General features: G+C 44.2%; 16 protein-coding genes. 2 read left to right on the forward strand and 14 right to left on the reverse strand.

Annotated features, from left to right (window positions below; genetic code table 11):
• Positions 1–249: 249 nt before the first annotated feature.
• Complete coding sequence (locus K8L98_RS23600; protein WP_223438610.1) at positions 250–1,182, reverse strand: stage II sporulation protein SpoIIQ; 933 nt, start codon at positions 1,180–1,182, stop codon at positions 250–252.
• Between the two features lie 175 nt (positions 1,183–1,357).
• Here K8L98_RS23600 and K8L98_RS23605 point away from each other — a divergent pair, with 175 nt between their 5' ends.
• Both K8L98_RS23605 and K8L98_RS23610 read left to right on the forward strand, forming a co-directional pair.
• Positions 1,358–1,786 (forward strand): VanZ family protein, encoded by a 429-nt coding sequence (locus tag K8L98_RS23605; protein ID WP_223438612.1) that lies wholly within the window; start codon positions 1,358–1,360, stop codon positions 1,784–1,786.
• Between the two features lie 6 nt (positions 1,787–1,792).
• A complete protein-coding gene (locus tag K8L98_RS23610) occupies positions 1,793–2,290 on the forward strand; it encodes a GNAT family N-acetyltransferase (protein WP_223438614.1) in 498 nt (165 codons plus the stop codon).
• 974 nt (positions 2,291–3,264) lie between these two features.
• Here the strand turns inward: K8L98_RS23610 and spoIID are convergent.
• From spoIID to K8L98_RS23675, 13 genes are all read right to left on the reverse strand, one after another.
• The gene (gene spoIID, locus K8L98_RS23615; RefSeq protein ID WP_223438616.1) at positions 3,265–4,284 is read right to left on the reverse strand and encodes a stage II sporulation protein D; all 1,020 of its coding nucleotides are present in this window, start codon (positions 4,282–4,284) and stop codon (positions 3,265–3,267) included.
• 124 nt (positions 4,285–4,408) lie between these two features.
• A complete protein-coding gene (locus tag K8L98_RS23620; protein ID WP_223438620.1) occupies positions 4,409–4,846 on the reverse strand; it encodes a VanZ family protein in 438 nt (145 codons plus the stop codon).
• Positions 4,847–5,022: 176 nt separating this feature from the next.
• Positions 5,023–6,327 (reverse strand): UDP-N-acetylglucosamine 1-carboxyvinyltransferase, encoded by a 1,305-nt coding sequence (murA, locus tag K8L98_RS23625; RefSeq protein ID WP_223438621.1) that lies wholly within the window; start codon positions 6,325–6,327, stop codon positions 5,023–5,025.
• A 32-nt stretch (positions 6,328–6,359) separates the two neighbouring features.
• Positions 6,360–7,100, reverse strand: a complete 741-nt coding sequence (locus K8L98_RS23630) for a YwmB family TATA-box binding protein (protein ID WP_223438622.1) — start codon at positions 7,098–7,100, stop codon at positions 6,360–6,362.
• A gap of 343 nt (positions 7,101–7,443) precedes the next feature.
• Positions 7,444–7,674, reverse strand: a complete 231-nt coding sequence (locus tag K8L98_RS23635) for a DUF1146 family protein (protein WP_223438623.1) — start codon at positions 7,672–7,674, stop codon at positions 7,444–7,446.
• Positions 7,675–7,823: 149 nt separating this feature from the next.
• Positions 7,824–9,314, reverse strand: coding sequence for an NADH-quinone oxidoreductase subunit NuoN (gene nuoN, locus K8L98_RS23640; RefSeq protein WP_223438624.1), 1,491 nt, complete (start codon positions 9,312–9,314; stop codon positions 7,824–7,826).
• A 6-nt stretch (positions 9,315–9,320) separates the two neighbouring features.
• Complete coding sequence (locus tag K8L98_RS23645; RefSeq protein WP_223438625.1) at positions 9,321–10,838, reverse strand: complex I subunit 4 family protein; 1,518 nt, start codon at positions 10,836–10,838, stop codon at positions 9,321–9,323.
• Positions 10,835–12,703: an NADH-quinone oxidoreductase subunit L gene (gene nuoL, locus K8L98_RS23650; RefSeq protein WP_223438626.1), complete on the reverse strand. Its 1,869-nt coding sequence runs from the start codon at positions 12,701–12,703 to the stop codon at positions 10,835–10,837. The genes K8L98_RS23645 and nuoL overlap by 4 nt, the downstream gene beginning before the upstream one ends.
• A gap of 30 nt (positions 12,704–12,733) precedes the next feature.
• Positions 12,734–13,048 (reverse strand): NADH-quinone oxidoreductase subunit NuoK, encoded by a 315-nt coding sequence (gene nuoK, locus K8L98_RS23655; protein ID WP_223438627.1) that lies wholly within the window; start codon positions 13,046–13,048, stop codon positions 12,734–12,736.
• Positions 13,045–13,557: an NADH-quinone oxidoreductase subunit J gene (locus K8L98_RS23660; protein ID WP_223443730.1), complete on the reverse strand. Its 513-nt coding sequence runs from the start codon at positions 13,555–13,557 to the stop codon at positions 13,045–13,047. The genes nuoK and K8L98_RS23660 overlap by 4 nt, the downstream gene beginning before the upstream one ends.
• 2 nt (positions 13,558–13,559) lie before the next feature.
• A complete protein-coding gene (nuoI, locus tag K8L98_RS23665; protein ID WP_070875395.1) occupies positions 13,560–13,979 on the reverse strand; it encodes an NADH-quinone oxidoreductase subunit NuoI in 420 nt (139 codons plus the stop codon).
• Between the two features lie 186 nt (positions 13,980–14,165).
• A complete protein-coding gene (gene nuoH / locus K8L98_RS23670) occupies positions 14,166–15,170 on the reverse strand; it encodes an NADH-quinone oxidoreductase subunit NuoH (RefSeq protein WP_223438628.1) in 1,005 nt (334 codons plus the stop codon).
• Positions 15,170–16,270 (reverse strand): NADH-quinone oxidoreductase subunit D, encoded by a 1,101-nt coding sequence (locus K8L98_RS23675; RefSeq protein ID WP_223438629.1) that lies wholly within the window; start codon positions 16,268–16,270, stop codon positions 15,170–15,172. The genes nuoH and K8L98_RS23675 overlap by 1 nt, the downstream gene beginning before the upstream one ends.
• Position 16,271: the final 1 nt, after the last annotated feature.

Raw genomic sequence — 16,271 nt, forward strand, 5'->3', positions numbered from 1 at the left:
AAAAGTCAAGAGGGACAAGGGATTTGTGCGAATTTTTTTATAAATTGCGGTTTTAAAGGCAGAAATTCGGGTTATTGCATCCGAAAATATGTGGAAAGAAATGAACTTTGGAGAAATTTAAATCAATTAGAATGTTTCATTGCTTTCGTTATTTCCCAAGAAATTTGTCGATTTAGGCCAGGGGACTGAACGTAAAACAAAAAAAATAGTCTATCCCTATTGGATAGACAATCTATATGTTGTAGCTTATTAAGCGTTTTTTGTGCTGATTGAAGCTTCAGATTGGTCTTGTGAATTCCCTTTTTCTGATCCTTCTTTACCAGCGTCTTCTTTTTCTTTGTCTTCTTCAGCACCTTTTTTGTCTTCAGTGCCTTTTTCAGCGTCTTCTTTTTCTTGTTCAGTGCCTTTTTCTTCTTCAGCACCTTTTTCTTCGCCTTCAGTACCTTCTTCTTCTTTAACTGGCTGTTCTTTTACAGGCTCAGCTTCTTTTTCAACATTCACGTCGTTTAAAGAAGTAAGTGGTTTGTCCATGAAGTCTAATGGATTGACTGCAACGCCATCTTTGCGGATTTCAAAGTGAACATGTACGCCATCTTCTTCTTGGATCAGGCTTTTTCCAGCTTGTCCGATGATTTCGTTTTGCTCAACTTCGTCACCAGCTGCAACCATCATGCTTGCTAAAGATTGGTAAACTGTTGTCACGCCATCTTTGTGCTCGATTTCAATGACATTTCCAAGTAATGGATCTTTTTCAGCTTTCGTAACAGTTCCGCTTAGTGAAGCTGCAACTTCGAATTCCTTGCCATCTTCTTTTGCCAAGTCAATTCCTTTGCTAGGCTCGTACGTATTATTATAGGAAACGAGTGCTGCTTCTTGCTCTGCTGCTGTTGCATCTTTTTCATAGAACTTGCGGATAACTGATACTGCGTCTGAATCAACTGCCGGCATTGCGAAATTTTCTACAGCTGAGTTTACTTCTTGAGTCGGCTCATCTTGATAAGATGTTCCTTGGTCAATCGGATCATTTGCTGAATCTCCATTGCCTAAAGCCTGATACCATAACACGGCTGTCAAAATCAATGCTGCACTTACTAAGTAGATTGCTGGGAATACCCAACGCTTTCTGAAGAATTGTTGCATTTTCGAGTTTTGAGAAGTACGTTTAGTTTCTTCCTCTCTCATTCTATCATCACCTCAGCAATCATTCTGAACAAAATTCTGAAAATATATACACCTCTATCAAAAAAAGTTAAAAACTTATTTTCTGCTTCCCTTAATAAAATTATGTATAGATTCTAAAAATTTTATTTCAGTCATGGTATACTATGTTCCATCAGCAACCTGAAGGAGCACGATAATGAAGAAACCCATCCTTAAATGGATGCTGACTCTGGCACCCATTCTTTATATGATTCTCATATGGATTCTATCAAGCCTGCCTGCAGATGCGATTATCAACACGCCTTTTTCATTTGACCGCTTAATGAAGGAATCGCTTCACTTGATTGAGTTCGGCATTCTCTATTGGCTGATTGCATTGGCGTTTGCGGCTCATCAAAGCTGGACCATGAAAGCAAGTATCCTTGCAGCCATCGTTTCCATTCTATATGGGGCAACAGATGAAATTCATCAATACTTTGTTCCGTACCGGTCTGCAACAGTTATTGATTTAGTAAAGGATGCTATTGGCGTTCTTGTATCTTTTTATATTATGAAGGTGACGTATTTTGCAAAACGCCCTTCTTTTATAACCTCTATTTTTCAAAAGTTAAATGATGCGGAGTGATCAGCTATGAGTTTACCTATTCGAAAAGCCGTGATCGGCGACCTGCCTGCCATCGTTGAGATTTATAACTCCACGATAGAAAGCAGAGCCGTTACGGCAGACTTAACACCTGTTACCGTTGCAGATCGCGCGGGCTGGTTTCATCAGCACACAGATCAGCGTCCTCTTTGGGTCATGGAAGACGGAGATCAAATTGTTGCCTGGCTGAGCTTTGAATCCTTCTACGGCAGAGCTGCCTACCAATATACTGCAGAGGTCAGCATTTATATTGATCAGAACGTGCGCGGCAAAGGAATCGGCACCACGTTCGTGCAGGCGGCGATTGATGCTTGCCCTGAGCTTGGCATTAAAACGCTGCTCGGCTTTGTCTTTGGCCATAACGAAGCAAGTCTGCGCCTATTTAAACGCTTCGGCTTTGAGCAGTGGGCGAACATGCCTGGTATCGCGGAGCTTGATGGCATTGAACGTGATTTGGTGATTGTCGGGAAAAGAGTAGCAGAATAACGTAAAAACGAGCTTGGGCGACTTCAAGCTCGTTTTTTTGTTGCTCTAATCCATTTATTTTGATGGTGTCCTCTAATTTTATCTTCCATTTTATACCATTCGATTGTGCTTTCGATATAAATTTTACCGACAAGTGACTCCAACCTGAAATAAGTGCTTCATAACGGGTGTATAGAGCAGGAAAATGCACTCCACCCTGAAAGTGCGTCAAAACGGATGCATGGAGCAGGAAAATCGGCTCCTCCCTGAAATAAGTGCGCCATAACGGGTGCATGAAGCAGGAAAATCGTCTTCACCCTGAAATAAGTGCTTCATAACGGGTGTATGGAGCAGGAAAATCGTCTTTACCCTGAAATAAGTGCGCCATAACGGGTGCATGAAGCAGGAAAATCGGCTCCTCCCTGAAATAAGTGCTTCATAACGGGTGTATGGAGCAGGAAAATCGTCTTTACCTTGAAATAAGTGCGCCATAACGGGTGCATGAAGCAGGAAAATCGTCTTCACCCTGAAATAAGTGCTTCATAACGGGTGTATGGAGCAGGAAAATTGTCTTTACCCTGAAATAAGTGCGCCATAACGGGTGTATGGAGCAGGAAAATCGTCTTTACCCTGAAATAAGTGCTTCATAACGGATGCATGGAGCAGGAAAATCGGCTCCTCCCTGAAATAAGTGCTTCATAACGGGTGTATGGAGCAGGAAAATTGTCTTTACCCTGAAATAAGTGCGCCATAACGGGTGCATGGAGCAGGAAAATTGTCTTTACCCTGAAATAAGTGCTTCATAACGAGTGCATGGAGCAGGAAAATATCGATTTACTTTCCAAAAGTTTACTTTTACTTTCCGAAATGCCATTCTTACTGGCGAAAATAGGAAAAATACTTTCCAATTTGAAAGAAATACTTTCCTTTTTCCAATCATCTCCTAAACTAAGACACAAAAAGAGCGCAGGAAAAAAACTTCCCTGCGCTCTTTTTTAATTCCGGGCCGTAAACTGAGTAACAAACGGCTCAACATTCGCCACTTGTGCTCCCTGGTAGTAGTAGCTGACAATGTCTTTGTATTTTTTTCCGTCCTGCGCCATGAAATTGGCTCCGTATTGGCTCATGCCGACACCGTGGCCGAAGCCTTTTGTGGTGATGAGGACTTGATCACCTTTAAGCTGCCATGTGAAGTCGCTTGAGCGGAGACCCAGCTTTTCACGGATATCTCGGCCGTTCAGTTTTTTCCCGTTGATGTCGACTTGAGCTACTCGTTTCCCTGAGGTTCGTTCAATGACTTTCCCTACTTCTCCGTCTGAATCGAGTTTCACTCCAAGTTTTTTCTCGAAATCGCTCACTTTGATGGCGATTTGGTCATAGTATTTCGGTGATTTTTCGTCCCATGGACTTTCCACGCTCTTTAAATAAGGCAGGGATGCTGCCCAATAGTCTTCGGAGTTTTCGGTGTATCCGTTGCTTGTTGAGAAAAAGGAGGCTTCAATTGGTTTGTTTTCATATGTTAAGATTTGACCTTGTGTAGTGGCGACTGCATTGTACACCTTTTTGATTTTCCAATCATAGTCCTTACCCCATTGCCTTTTCAGCTCTGCATCACTTTTGAAGACCTGATGAGCTGTCGTGTCACTGACGACTGCACCGGCTGGAACACTTATCGTTTGTTCGCTCATTAATTGCTTTACAATATAAGTCCGGGCTGCCAGTGCCTGGGCTTTCAGCGCTTCGTCTTCAAAATCTGCAGGCATTTCTGAGGCAACGACACCGATGACGTATTCTTCTAATGGAATGTTCTCGATTTTTTCCGCACCGCTCCGATAGACCGGTACATCAATAATTGATTTGGCAAGCATGACTTGTTCATCCTTTTTGGCTTGAAGGTCTTCTGATAGTTCACCTTTGGTCTGGTTCATAAAAGGTGCGACTAACAATGTCGGGATCATTAATATGATAAGAAATAATCCGACAAGAACTAAAAGTATTGGTTTCAAAGATTTCATCTAAGAGCCTCCATATCCGATATGTCGTTTACCGTCTCTACTCAATACTATGGAGGTGGACAACCATTTATGACTGAAAAACTCTTAAATCTGAAGAATTCCCTTTTGCTTTCACTGTCTATTTCTACATTTTCCGCCGATTTCCTTCGACAATTTGCACGTGTTTTGAATAAGCAAAAATGATTTTTATTAAAATGATTCCTGCTAATGCCCCTGTCAGGTCGTAGATCATATCCACAATCCTGCCGCTGCGCATAGCATATAGCTGAAGAATTTCTGAGGATACAGCGAGAAATACTGCCCATAAAATCGCTGTACGCATCCGGTACATATAAGTCATGATAAGCGTAAAAAAGAAAAAGAAAAAGGCGTGCCCAATTTTTGTGACAACATAAAACTTACTGTGCAGGGCTATATCATGATAGAGAAACAAGTCGGAAAAATCGGGGTCTCTCCGAATGGTGAGACCGATATAATCTCCCGTCAGCAAAGACAGTAAATCACTCGTAAACGAGAACAATGAAAATGCGATGATCAAAAATAAAGCCGTTAAGAATTTCATGAAAACCCTCCTTCGCATTCATCGTCGTCAATTGCCGGGTATTTTATGCAAAAAAATAGGATATCTGATGTATAAATCATAGTAGAAACAGCAACACTAATAAAGTATTTTTATTTTGGACAATATAAAAAGAAGCTGGAATCCGAGGACTCCAACTTCTTTAGATGTACGTATGTTTAAGCGTTCATGTCGCTTACAGCCTGCTCGGATTTAATCGTAGTTTCTTCAGTGATGCGTTCGATGTCAGCACCGATTGAAGCAAGTTTGCCGTGGAAGTCAACGTATCCGCGGTCTACGTGCTTAAGCTCGGTTACACGAGTGTAGCCGTCTGCAACTAAACCTGCAAGTACAAGTGCTGCACCAGCGCGCAAGTCTGTTGCTGCCACTTCTGCACCTTGCATATTAACTGGACCGTTGATGATGACAGATCGGCCCTCAATCTTAATATCCCCATTCATGCGGCGGAATTCTTCCACGTGCATGAAACGGTTTTCGAAAACAGTTTCCGTGATCATAGAAGTTCCTTCAGCTTTCAACAGCAATGCCATCATTTGAGATTGCATATCTGTCGGGAAGCCTGGATGCGGCATTGTTTTGATGTCAATGGACTTGAGTTTTTCTGGTCCAATGACACGAAGTCCGTCTTCTTCTTCAGAAATCTGAACGCCCATTTCTTCCATTTTCGCGATCAAAGAAGTTAAGTGTTCCGGCACAGCGCCGCGAACCAATACATTTCCGCCTGTAATAGCAGCTGCAACCATGAAAGTTCCAGCTTCAATGCGGTCAGGAATGATATGATGCTTAACGCCTTTAAGTGTTTCTACACCTTCAATGCGAATCGTTCCAGTTCCGGCTCCGCGAACTTTGCCGCCCATTGCATTAATGTAATTGGCAAGGTCAACGATTTCCGGTTCTTTTGCTACGTTCTCAAGGACAGTTGTGCCTTCTGCAAGAGCCGCAGCCATAATAATATTTTCAGTTGCTCCAACGCTTGGGAAATCCAAGTAGATTTTTGCCCCGCGAAGTCTTCCTGAGACTTCAGCGTCGATAAATCCGTTCCCAACCTTAATGGTAGCTCCCATAGCTTCGAAGCCTTTTAAATGTTGATCAATTGGTCGTGATCCAATCGCACAGCCGCCTGGCAATGCCACACGTGCACGGCCATTTCTGGCAAGTAATGGACCCATAACTAAAACAGAAGCACGCATTTTGCGTACATATTCGAAAGGAGCTTCCATATTTAGCTCTTTAGATGCATCTACAAACACTTGGTTATTTTCAAAGTGTACTTCTGCACCTAAATGGCGCAGCACTTCATTGATTGTATACACATCGGAGAGCGTAGGCACATCACAAATTATGCTTTTTTGTTCACTGGCTAATAAAGATGCAGCGATTACTGGTAAAACGGCATTTTTAGCACCTTCTACTTTAACAGTACCGTTTAACTTACGACCGCCGCGGACGATGATTTTTTCCAAGGTCTTCCCCTCCGCGTCCCAATTTCTATATATTAATATTCAGACGTTATGATTGGTGTTCCTACTGTAACGCTAGTATTACTGCCCAATCCTGCGCCTCTGAGCGCAATTTGAATATTCATGCTGCCTTCATCTGTTGGAATCAGGTGATCCCAATCTGACGTACGTGCGGACACAGATATGAACGAATCTTCTTTAAGCTGTTCAACTGGCACCGCGTTAAATTGTTTGAGCAAACCATTTACCTTCAATTGCAAAACACTACTCATCTTATCATCAAGCTGGCCATTTACACAAGTGAAAATTGTAGGATTTTCATGGAAAATGTCGAAGCTACGAGCTTGCGCATACTCATGTAGCTGAATCCAATTTTTCCCTGAACCTTCCCCGCTGAGCTCATACAAGATATACGATTGTTTTTGTCCGTTTGTGTCGGTTGACTGAATTTGAAGCTTTTCTGTAAAACCCATCTTCTTGTTAAAAAAGATTCCCGATGCTTTATGTAGCTTGCCATCCACACTTTCATTCGACCACTTATAATGACGAAATTGAGTTTGCAAAAGTTTCGTTAATTCTTCAAAAGACTGATTCTCTGCTGAAATCATTTCCTTTGAAAATAAAGACCACTTTTTAACATCAATTCCCTGTGCTTCCATGCCTTCTACAATGGTTCCAAGTTCTGCTTCCTTCTTGTCAGACCCAATAGCTTGTGCAACAACCGCACCTGTAAGAAATAATAAAAAGATAATAATTGCCAGACTGACTTTTTTCATCGTAATCCACGTCCTCTCTCCTTAGTAACATTGTTACCGTTTGAGAAGGGCGTATACGTGGAAAAAGTCGTCATTGTTAGACAATCTCTGGGCTGTTCTCTGGTAATCTGTAGGTCATATTCCCCTGTTCTTTATTAGTTAAACGTTAATCAGAAAAGAGGAATCGCCTTGGCCAGCTCAGGCAGACAGATAAGGTTCCGGCAGAAACGTCAGGTTTTGACTTTTTTGGCGGAGCCGTTCTGGCCGAGGATCTAGACGCTGCAGCTCTGCTTCAATACTCAAAATCAATTTATAACTTCCTTTAATTTAAAAAGCTGATGCCTTTTGCTGACTGAAAAGTTCATTAAAATAAAAAAGGCAGCTGGCGGGACCATATTAAATAATCAAGAAAAAAGTTGCTTACAGCGCCTGAAATGGCGATCGTGAGAAGGATCATCAGCGCACGCGCTTGCATGACCTTTCCTTTTTTCATGGCTTTTTCAATATGCAGCGCCTGCAGTGCCCACCATGTAACCGGAATGAATACAAGATGTGACAAAAGGCCAAGTAATGCTTGCTGATTAAAATCAAGCATAGGTTTTAACAACTCCTATATGTAGCTATTCTTATAGCAAGCATAGCACTTTTTACGAAAACAAAAAAAGAAGAGGCTTTTACACCTCTTCCATTATATAAAATTCTGCCGGCACTTTGATGGTTTTTTTGTAAAGATTAGTGGCAAATTTATGAAATATTTAAATTCAGAAAATCAAAAGCCGCACCTGGGAAAATCCCAAGCAGCACGGTTGCAATCATACAGATGATGGTCACGATCAGAAGCGGTGCACTCCATTTAAATGGCTCCTCGGTTTCTTTTTTCCTGAAAAAGACCTGAGTGAGAATGCCGAAGTAATAAAAGTACGAGACAACGGTAGTCGCAATCATGATGGATGCAAGAACAATCTGCGGCGTGCTGTTGGTAAATGCATTCATGAAGATGGTGATTTTCCCGATAAAGCCTGCCGTACCAGGGAGTCCGGCAAGCGATAACAAAAAGATGGTGACGGCGATTGCTGCTAGCGGTGAACGGTGATACAGACCTGCAAAGGCTGTGACATCCTCTGAGCCTGTTTTTCTTCCGACTGCCTGGACAATCGCAAAAGCGCCGAGATTCATGATGACGTACGATAATAAATAAAACCAGATGGCGTCAAAGTAAAAGTAGCCGCCGAATGACACGAAGCCGACAAGCACATATCCAGCATGTGCAATGGACGAATACGCAAGCAGGCGTTTGATGTTTTTCTGCCTCAGGGCGACCGTATTGCCGACGATCATCGTAATCGCAGCTAAAATGGCGATAAAGCCTTGATAGACCACTAGTATTGATTGCATACCGTCTTCATCCGGAATGTTTCCAAAGACAGACAGACATAATCTGAGGATGATAATAAAACCGGCTGTTTTTGAAACGGCACTCAGAAAAGCTGTGACAGGTGTCGGTGCCCCTTCGTATACATCCGGTGCCCACATGTGAAAAGGAACCGTTGCGATCTTAAAGGATAAACCGACAAAAATGAGCAAGAAAGAGATTCCCGAGATATAGAGATAGCCTGATTCTGTTAAGGCATTCAGCTGCGGAATCATTTCTGTCAGACTTGTTGTGCCAGTCAGACCATACATATAGCTCATCCCGAATAAGGTAATGGCCGTTGAGATACCGCCGTTTATCACATATTTCAGGGCAGATTCATTTGATTGCAGATTTTTCTTGCGTAATCCAGCAAGTATATAAGAAGAAATGGACAGCAGCTCAAGCCCGACAAATAAGGTGATTAAATCCCGGCTTGATGCCATCATCATGGCTCCAAGAAGCGCTGCTAGCAGCAAGTAATAGAATTCTCCCCGCTCTTTCAAGCCTTCCTGGGGTTCATAATCAATTGCCAGCAGGAAAATAATCGCTGCTCCAAGCAGTAAGATGAATTTGAACGCTTTTGCAAAGGAATCCAGAACAAAGGTGTCATAAAGAATAACTGCGTCCTTTGCACCAATCATGAAAGCAAGACTTATTACTGCAGCCGCAATACCGGCAAAACCTATCCATCCGAGCCATTTACGGCTTTTGCCGTCTCCCATAAAAAGATCAATAATAGACAGCAGCAGTGCCGTCCCGAGAATGATGAACTCCGGTGTCATGACACTCCATTTATAGCTGAGCAAGGTTTCCATATCCATTGTTCATCACCCCCCTATCCCTTTCATGATGGTTTCAATTGTCAGCTGCAGTGGAACGGAAAGTCCATTCGGATAGACACCAATCAAAATAATGAAAAACAGCAGCACGAGTACCGGGATAATCTCATACCACTTCATATCAACGTGCACATGCTCTGATTTTTTTTCGGCTCCAAAGGTAATTGAAAGAACAGCCCTCAAAAGATAAGCGGCGGTCAAAATGATGCCGATTGCCCCGATTGCCCCAAGCTCCGGATGCTGATCGAAGACCCCCATGAACGCCGTCAGTTCACTGATGAAACCGGACATTCCCGGCAATCCAAGCGAAGCCATTGCACCTGCCAATAAAAAGCCTGTAGCAAGCGGCATGGCTTTCGATAAGCCTGAAAGCTGATCCAATTGAGTTGTTTGAGTTCGTTCGATTAATACTCCCACTAAGAAGAACAGCAGCGCAGAAATTAGTCCGTGTGAAACGACCTGAAAGATCGCCCCCTGTATACCAGCTTCATTTAGTGCACCAAGTCCGATGAGCACGATGCCCATATGTGAAATACTCGAATAGGCAAGCACCATTCTGAATTCATTTTGAATGAGCGCCAAAAAGGCTCCATACAGTAGATTCACAAGCCCAAGTATGATTAAAATGGTGCTTAGCTTTGAAAATTCGTTTGGGAATAAGCCAAGGCCGAATTTAATTAAACCGAATGCACCTATTTTCAGAAGAATTCCTGAATGAAGCATGACAATGGGCGGCGGAGCCTGAACATGCACTCTCAGCATCCACGTATGCAGCGGGAAGATTGGAAGCTTCACTCCAAATGCAATGATGAGAGCAATCATTAATCCAAGCTTAAAATCCTCTGAGATTGGCCCGATCAGCTGAACGTCAGGCGTATTCAGCAATTGGCTCAGCAGGGCAAGATTAGTTGTCCCTGTTTTTGAAAAGAGCAGGATGATCACAATCAGCAGAATAGCCGACCCAAATCCGTTATAAAGCAAAAATTGATAAGCTGCTTTTTCACGGGCCATGAAGCCCCATTTTCCAATAAGGAAAAACATCGGAATCAGCGTAATTTCAAAAAAGATGAAGAAAAGAATCAGATTCTGTGCCATAAAGACGCCGAGCATGCCGACTTCAAGAAGAAGCAGAAGCATAAAGTAGCTTTTCCAGTTCTTTTTAATGGAAAAAGAGGCCGCTGCAGCGAGAGCCGCAAGAATTGATGTGAGCAGAACCATAATCAGCGAAAAGCCGTCCATAGCAAGCTCGTAATCAACTGTAAACACGCCAGGCTGCATGTCATGGTATTGCCCAAACGCAATCCATTCGTGATTCTCGGCAAATCGGGCGAGGTCATTGCCTATCTGATATTGTGCAAACATGATTCCAGATAAAAGGACAGCAGGCAAAGTCGCAAGAAACCCGACAAGTTTTAACGATGATTCCTGGTCTTTTTTCATAAAAGCAAGAACGATGATTCCAAGTACAGGCGAGAAAACAAGGGCCGTGAGCAGAATGGATGTCATAAGAAGTTCCCCCCTGTTACTGCATATAGAACAAGTAAAATAGCGAGTCCGACAAAAGCAACGGTTCCATACATCTGCACCTGCCCGTTCTGCATTTTCGATCCCAAGGCTCCTGCTGACCGGACAATCCCTGCCACTCCTTTTACAGCACCCTCAACCAAGAATTTTTCGAGGTACTTGCAGAAGACGCTGATTGTATTCGTGAGCCATATGATCGTCATTCCGTAGAGTTCATCAATGAAATATTTGTTTTTAAGCACTGAATGAATCATTGGCACCCGCGATCTTATTTTTTCAGGAGAGATCGATTGTTTGCTGTACATCATGTAAGCAAGCAAGATGCCAAGCAGAGAAACAGCGGTTGCCGCGAACATAATCCACATTGGCCCTTCAATGTGGCCGTGCCCAAGCTGCGGCGAACCTTCCGTCAGCCAGTCTCCAAGAAATGTGCCGAACCAGGGCGTGTTGCTGTAGCCTGAAAAAATGGCGAGCGCGGCTAGGATACTCATTGGAATCAGCATATTGGACGGGGATTCTTTTACTCTTGAAAGCTCTGTTTTCGGACGTCCGGTGAAAACGAGAAAGAAGAGCCGGAACATATAAAAGGCGGTGAAGAAGGCGGCAATCAGTGCCAGCCAGAAAAGGACAGGATTTCCATGTGTCCACGCCGCAATCAGGATTTCATCTTTACTGAAAAATCCTGAGAAGAGCGGGACACCGCTTATAGCAAGCGTCCCGATTAGAAACAGCGGTCCCGTGAACTTCAGCTTTTTCCACAAGCCGCCCATCTCATCAATGTTTTGTGTATGAACAGCATGAATCACACTGCCCGCTGCGAGAAACAGCAGGGCTTTAAAAAAGGCATGTGTCATTAAATGGAAAACACCGGCGACATAGCCTGCAGAACCAAGGGCAAGCATCATGTAGCCAAGCTGACTGACAGTAGAATACGCAAGCACGCGTTTGATGTCTTTTTGCACAAGCCCGATGCTTGCAGCAAAAATAGCCGTGAAGGCTCCAATTGCTGCGACAACCTGAAGGGCCGTTTCACTTGCGGCAAATAGCGGATACATGAGAGCCACTAAATAAACACCGGCCGCTACCATTGTCGCCGCATGAATGAGGGCAGAAACAGGCGTCGGACCTTCCATCGCATCCGGAAGCCAGGAATGGAGCGGAAACTGACCTGATTTTCCAATCGCCCCGATGAAGATTAAAAGACTGATCAGGGTGATCAAATCAAGCGGCACCTTGCCATCTGCGACACTTGCAAAGATCTGGTCATATTCGAAGCTGCCAACCTGCCAAAAGAGCAGGAGCATGCCGATGAACAGACCGACATCCCCGATTCTGGTCATGATAAAGGCTTTTTTTGCAGCTGCCTTTGCTTCTTCTTTATAAAAATAAAAACCGATCAATAAGAATGATCCGACTCCGACGAGTTCCCAGAAGATATAGAGCTGAAGCAGGTTTGTCGTCATGACAAGTCCGAGCATGCTGAAGGTAAATAAACCGAGATACGCATAAAAAACAGGAAAGCGTTCGTCCCCATGCATATATCCTTTTGAATATATATGTACAGCCAAGCTTACAAGCGAAACGATCACCAGCATTAAGGCATTTAATTGATTGATTTCAAAGCCCGCTGTCAGCTCAAAATCGCCAATTGTGAGCCACACGGTTTCCGCTTTAAAGGTTGGCTGTGTAAATCGCTCGAACAATACAGCGAGCGAGCCCGCAAATGCGAAAAGCATAAGAGTGCTCCCGACATTAGCGCTGCCCTCCCTCAGACGTTTGCCGAACAGGAGCAGCACGAGGAATGAGACAAGCGGGAACAGCGGGATCATCCAGGCATATGGCATCATTGTATTCCATCCCCTTCTTGTTTAGAGGTTTTAGTGCTTCATAGAATGATAGTCGTCAATATTGACAGATCTACGGTTGCGGTACAGGGCAAATAGGATGGCAAGTCCAACGGCCGCCTCTGCTGCTGCGATCGTGATCGTAAAAAGAGAAAAAACCTGCCCGGTAATGTCCGGAACGACTCCGTATTTGCTGAATGCAACCAGATTAATGTTGGCAGCATTCAGCATAAGTTCGATCGAAATAAGCACGATGACCGTATTACGTTTCGTAAGGGCTCCGTACAGACCGATGCAAAAAAGAATCATCGCGAGAACAAGAAAGGCGGATAATGGAATCGAGCTCATTTTTTCTCCTCCTCCTTCTCATCTTTTTTCGCCAGTATGATGGCACCGACCAGTGCGACAAGCAATAAAACAGATGTAAGCTCAAATGGAATGACGAAATGTGAATAAAGGGAGATTCCGATTTGCTCCGTATTTTTCACATGCAGATTGGCAGTCGGCTCACCGAGCTTTAGATCATAGATTCCAAGATACATCACGAGCGCAAACGCAGCGATTCCAAGAAATGTAATGAGCTTTCTTCCGTTGCCCGCTGTGGATTGTTCCTCGTCCTCATGACGCGTGAGCATAATGCCAAACAGCATGATGATCGTTATTGCACCCGAGTAGATTAAGATTTGGACAGCTGCGACAAATTCGGCGGAGAGAAGAACATATAAACCGGCAATACTCACGAACGTAAACACCAGCGATACGACCATATGAACCACTTTTGTCACATTCAGCATGAGAATGCCGCCCCCGATTGCCACCATTGCGAGTCCGACAAAGGCTACATACTCTCCGGTTATACTCACACCTTATTCTCCTCCCTGATGTTCTCATCATTTTCATCCAGCCACTCGAGATTTTTAAAAAGCTGATCGCGGCTGTACTCCGCAAGCTCAAAGTTATTCGTCATAACGATTGCCTCTGTCGGGCAAACCTCTGTGCAGAGATCGCACAAGATGCAAATTTCAAAGTTGATATCATACGTATCAATGATTTTCCCTTTTTTCGCCGGATCCGGATGTTTCTTGCCTGTCAGCTCAATGCAATCCGTCGGACAGATATTCGCACACTGATTGCAGACAATGCACTTCTCCGGATAAAACTTCTGAATGCCCCGGAACCTGTCAGGCAGAGCCAGTGCATCATTCGGGTAATCATACGTCACTTTTTTCTTCGTCAAGTTGTTCAGGGTATACGTTAAACCTTTTGCTAAACCTCGCATGCTCTCACCCCTTGATTTTGTGAGGATCCTGCCGGTGTGCCGGCTTTAGGCCTGGCTGCGGCAGGTGTTTCTTGCTTTTACTTGCCGATTGCGGCTGCTTACTGTCCAGAATGCTTCTTTTACTAGCCAAAATCCGGGATTTACTTGCCGAAATGGCGAATTTACTTTCTATTTTCCAGCTGTCTCCTATTTAAAGAAAATCTCCTTCACAATCGCCGTTATGAATATATTCGCGAGTGCGACCGGGAGCAGCACTTTCCATCCGAATTCCATCAGCTGATCGGCACGGATCCGCGGGAATGTGACGCGGAACCAGATGAGTGTGAAGATGACCACACTGAATTTGAGGCCGAACCAGATTGCGCCAGGGATGAAATCAAGAAATGCAACCGGATGCCAGCCGCCTAAAAATAAAACCGTTGTTAAGGAAGCCATAGCGAAAAAATACACATATTCCGACAGCATGAAGAATGCCCAGCGGAAGCCGGAATACTCGACATGATAACCGGCAACAAGCTCTGATTCCGCTTCAGGCAAGTCAAACGGGGTTCTGTTTAACTCTGCCACAGAAGCAATCAGGAAAATTAGAAACCCGATCGGCTGGAGGAAAATAAACCAGACGTCCTCTTGTGCATCTACAATCGTATTTAAGTTCAGACTCCCTGATAACAGGACAACCCCGATGACCGACATGACAAGAGGGATTTCATAGGAAATCATTTGCGCCGCTGCGCGCATCCCGCCGAGCAGAGAGTATTTGTTATTCGAAGCCCATCCTCCTGTTACAATGCCAATCGTGGTTAAACCCGATATGGCGATGTAAAAAAGCAGCCCGACACCTAAATCTGCAAACTGAAAAGCGTCAGTAAACGGAATCGTTGATAGAACGATGAAAGCCGGAGCAAAAGCGATGACAGGAGCGAGAATAAACAATGGTCTGTCAGCAAGCTTCGGAATCGTGTCTTCTTTTATCAGAAGCTTTAAAACATCTGCCACAGTCTGCAGCAGACCCCATTTGCCCCCTACCTGGTTAGGGCCGATCCGTCCCTGCATAAATCCCATCACTTTGCGCTCTGCCAGAATGCCATAGGTGACGAAACCAAGGACGACGAACAGAAATGCTGTTGCAAGCCCAAAGAATATCGCAAAGTTGCCTATGCCCGGCGATGATTGAAGCAAGCCTTCCACCATTATCCGTCCACCTCCCCAAGGACAATGTCAATGGCACCGAGAATGGTAATGAGGTTTGCCATGTTTTCTCCTTCCAAAAGCTTTGGCAGGATCTGCAGATTGTAAAAGGAAGGACGCCTGAACTTCAGACGGTATGGCTCTTTTTTTCCTTCACTTGCAATGTAGCAGCCGATTTCACCGCGTGGAGATTCAATCCGTACATAAGCCTCTCCTTTTGGTGCTTTAATGATTTTTGGCACTTTTGCGATGATCGGTCCCTCAGCAGGGAATTGTTCAACAGCCTGCTCTAAGATTTTCAAGGATTCCTCAATCTCTTCCATGCGGCATTCGTAGCGGGCGAAAGCATCACCTTTTGTCCGGACAGGCACGTCAAAATCAAATCGGTCGTATATCGAGTATGGTTCATCCTTGCGAAGGTCCCATTTCACTCCAGTACAGCGCAGATTTGCCCCGCTTAAGGAGTAAGCAAGCGCCTCTTCTTTTGTGTAAATGCCGACCCCTTTTACACGATTTAAGAAGATTTCATTTCCTGACACGAGATCATGATAGCCTTTCAGCTGCTCTCTCATATAAGGAATAAATTCTGCAACCTTTTCAATCCAGCCCTCAGGCGCATCCCACTTCACGCCGCCTACCCTCATGTAATTGAAGGTGAGCCTCGCTCCTGAAAGCTCCGTCAGCAAATTAATAATCATTTCCCGCTCGCGGAAGGCATATAAAAATGGACTTACTGCTCCAATATCAAGCAAATAGGTGCCCCACCAGACGAGGTGGCTTGCTACTCTTCCAAGCTCCATCGCAATCACCCTTAAATACTCGCCCCGTTCAGGGACCTGAATACCTGTCATCGTTTCCACAGCATGACAAATCACATAATTGTTTGTCATGGCAGAAAGATAATCCATACGGTCTGTATAAGGAATGATTTGTGTGTATTGCAGGTTTTCTGCAAGCTTTTCGGTGCCTCTATGTAAATAGCCGATAACCGGTGTAGCTTCTTTAATGATTTCTCCGTCAATTTTGATCACCAGCCGGAACACGCCATGTGTGCTCGGATGCTGCGGTCCGACATTCAGGAGCATTTCTTCTGTCCGTATCAAA

Origin of the sequence: Metabacillus dongyingensis, from assembly GCF_019933155.2 — a bacterium.
Lineage (GTDB): Bacteria > Bacillota > Bacilli > Bacillales > Bacillaceae > Bacillus_P > Bacillus_P dongyingensis.

Coding starts and splice junctions, on each gene's coding strand:
- K8L98_RS23600 (WP_223438610.1), bottom strand. CDS start 1,182: ATGAGAGAGGAAGAAACTAAACGTACTTCTCAAAACTCGAAAATGCAA.
- K8L98_RS23605 (WP_223438612.1), top strand. CDS start 1,358: ATGAAGAAACCCATCCTTAAATGGATGCTGACTCTGGCACCCATTCTT.
- K8L98_RS23610 (WP_223438614.1), top strand. CDS start 1,793: ATGAGTTTACCTATTCGAAAAGCCGTGATCGGCGACCTGCCTGCCATC.
- spoIID (WP_223438616.1), bottom strand. CDS start 4,284: ATGAAATCTTTGAAACCAATACTTTTAGTTCTTGTCGGATTATTTCTT.
- K8L98_RS23620 (WP_223438620.1), bottom strand. CDS start 4,846: ATGAAATTCTTAACGGCTTTATTTTTGATCATCGCATTTTCATTGTTC.
- K8L98_RS23630 (WP_223438622.1), bottom strand. CDS start 7,100: ATGAAAAAAGTCAGTCTGGCAATTATTATCTTTTTATTATTTCTTACA.
- K8L98_RS23635 (WP_223438623.1), bottom strand. CDS start 7,674: ATGCTTGATTTTAATCAGCAAGCATTACTTGGCCTTTTGTCACATCTT.
- nuoN (WP_223438624.1), bottom strand. CDS start 9,314: ATGGATATGGAAACCTTGCTCAGCTATAAATGGAGTGTCATGACACCG.
- K8L98_RS23645 (WP_223438625.1), bottom strand. CDS start 10,838: ATGACATCCATTCTGCTCACGGCCCTTGTTTTCTCGCCTGTACTTGGA.
- nuoL (WP_223438626.1), bottom strand. CDS start 12,703: ATGATGCCATATGCCTGGATGATCCCGCTGTTCCCGCTTGTCTCATTC.
- nuoK (WP_223438627.1), bottom strand. CDS start 13,048: ATGAGCTCGATTCCATTATCCGCCTTTCTTGTTCTCGCGATGATTCTT.
- nuoI (WP_070875395.1), bottom strand. CDS start 13,979: ATGCGAGGTTTAGCAAAAGGTTTAACGTATACCCTGAACAACTTGACG.
- nuoH (WP_223438628.1), bottom strand. CDS start 15,170: ATGGTGGAAGGCTTGCTTCAATCATCGCCGGGCATAGGCAACTTTGCG.